3 protein-coding genes are annotated in these 2324 nt (G+C 46.4%); all 3 read right to left on the reverse strand.

The genetic code is table 11. The annotated features are described in order from the left end of the window. On the reverse strand, positions 1-528 hold a 528-nt coding region (locus H6G26_RS40975), incomplete at its 3' end, for a thioredoxin domain-containing protein (RefSeq protein WP_190737800.1). Positions 529-835: 307 nt separating this feature from the next. Then, positions 836-1465 (reverse strand): response regulator transcription factor, encoded by a 630-nt coding sequence (locus H6G26_RS40980; protein ID WP_190737801.1) that lies wholly within the window; start codon positions 1463-1465, stop codon positions 836-838. 6 nt (positions 1466-1471) lie between these two features. After that, the coding region (locus H6G26_RS40985; RefSeq protein WP_190737802.1) for a histidine kinase at positions 1472-2324 on the reverse strand (853 nt) is incomplete at its 5' end.

Raw genomic sequence — 2324 nt, forward strand, 5'->3', positions numbered from 1 at the left:
TCCGGTATACCGAATGTTATTGATAAATAGGGCTGGAGCGTGGGTCACTCCGCTGCGTATTCCACTTTCGATATCTTGATTAATGCGATCGAGATATGTCCCTCTTGCGATATCTCGCAGAAATTGAGGAACGTTAAGTCCTAAACGATCAGCGTACTCGGCAAGGTAGCCATTCCCTAACTCTCGTTGATGCTCCAGTAAGATTTCGTACATTTGCCAAAACTGACCTTGTGCCCCTGCTGCTTCTGTCGCTGCTGCTGCCTTTTGAGCCTGAGGGTGGATGTGAGGTTGAGGAAAATGCCGGAATACAAAGCATAGAGAATCTGTTCCAAATAGGGTCGCCTCAAGCTGTCGTTGAATTGCCTTGATTGAGGTATAAAGTTCACCACATTGAGGACATTGATAATCCCCATATTCAACAAGCACAATGCGGGCGTTTAATGATCCTTGTCGATGGTCTTGCTCAGAAGGGGGTACAACTAATTGATTGTGATTGCTAGGTGCATTATCAGGAATAACATCGCTCATTCTAAACCTCTGAAGAAAAGAAATTCGTCGGGTGAGAAGCACTCTGAAATCTCTCCTTCAACCCTGTAATCGTTTGTATGAGTTTAATGTATGAGATTCGCTCAGGATTGTAGTCAATTTAAGGTCTGTATTTTAATCAATAAAATAATTGAGGGTTAGTCAACCTGAGACAGTAGAACGAATCAAACTTAAGTTGGGATTTGGATCAAACTTAGGTTTGATTGCCTGCCTCATCGACTAAAATCCTGCGCTCCAGAGGGGTGACTGGCGATGAGCGTTAACCTAGTCAGAAGTACCATTTTTGCTTTCACAAATTAGCAATTCCTCGTTTCAACGCCATAATGGCTGCCTGGGTGCGATCTTTGACATCTAGCTTGCTTAAAATTCGGTTGACGTGAGTCTTCACCGTACTTTCACTAATCGTTAGAGCCGTGCTAATTTCCTGGTTGCTCATGCCCTGTCCAATTAACTGGAGAACTTCTAGCTCACGATTGCTCAATTCTGGACCAGTCATCCGCTGTACTAGCTTGGCAGCCACGTTGGAGGAAATGTACTGTTGCCCCCTGTTCACGGTACGAATGGCTGTCAATAGTTCCTCTGGCTCAGAGTCCTTTAGTAAATACCCCTTTGCTCCGGCTCGCAATCCTCGATAAATCTCTTCATCAGTGTCATACGTGGTCAGCACAATAATCCGGGCGTTAGGAAACTCACTGCAAATAACTGTAATCGCCGGAACACCTTCCATCTCAGGCATCCGTAAATCCATCAAAGTCACATCAGGCTGTTGTTGTTGAAACACTGCGATCGCCTCATGCCCATTTCGCCCCTGACCCACAATAACGATATCTGGAGCCTTCTCTAACATCCCGATCAAACCCTGACGGACAACAGGATGATCGTCCACAACAAGAACACGAATACAACTGGGCTGACTCATGCTAACTTACTCCCGATCAATAGATACCACGATCTTTGTCCCTTGCCCTAGATTACTTTGAATTGTTAATTCAGCTCTAATGCGCTCAGCCCGTTCTGCCATTCCGATTAGACCAAAGCCATTCCGCATCGCCTGGTTTTCTACCTCAAATCCCTGCCCATCGTCTTTAATTCGCAAGCTGCATTGGGTCGGTTCGTAGATCAGTTCAATGCGAATTTCATCTGCCTTGGCATGTTTGATTGCATTGGTCAGAGCTTCCTGCCCAATCCGAAACAGATTATTTTCCAAATCGTAGGATAGGGAATAGGGTGTACCAATGACTTCGTAGACGACTTGGGTTGCGATCGAGGAGTCCAATTGAGCCGCAAGACGCCTTAAAGCATCCTGTAAGTTACCGTTCTCCAAAAGGTATGGGCGGCGTAGTGCCTCTACTGAACGACGTGCCTCCGCAAGTCCAGAACGGGCTAAGTCGAGGATCTGAGTGAGGAGAGTTTGCGCTTTTTCTGGATCCGCCGTTACCTCATCAAAGGCAGATCGAGCATGAATGATAATGCCTGTGAATGCCTGTGCTAAAGTGTCGTGGATTTCCCGTGCCATGTGGTTGCGCTCTTCTAGAATCGAGGCTGCTTCTGCTTGCTTTTGCAGCGTAATGTCTCGCGCCAACCAAATCACCTGTTCGTGCCGAATCGGGGCAATGCGAGCCGAAAACCAGACTTCTCGTCCAGCTATCCACTGGCATTCAGTGTATTCAACGGTGAGTACTTGTTGGGTTTTCACCACCTGCTGAATATAATTCAGGAATTCATCAGCTTGTTCCTTGGCATAGAGTTGATGCAGTGTTTTACCAATATATTCCTCC

This window comes from Nostoc sp. FACHB-888 (genome assembly GCF_014696655.1).
Lineage (GTDB): Bacteria > Cyanobacteriota > Cyanobacteriia > Cyanobacteriales > Nostocaceae > Nostoc.

Excerpts from the sequence above, each read along its gene's own strand:
- H6G26_RS40980 (WP_190737801.1), bottom strand. The coding sequence starts at position 1,465 with ATGAGTCAGCCCAGTTGTATTCGTGTTCTTGTTGTGGACGATCATCCT.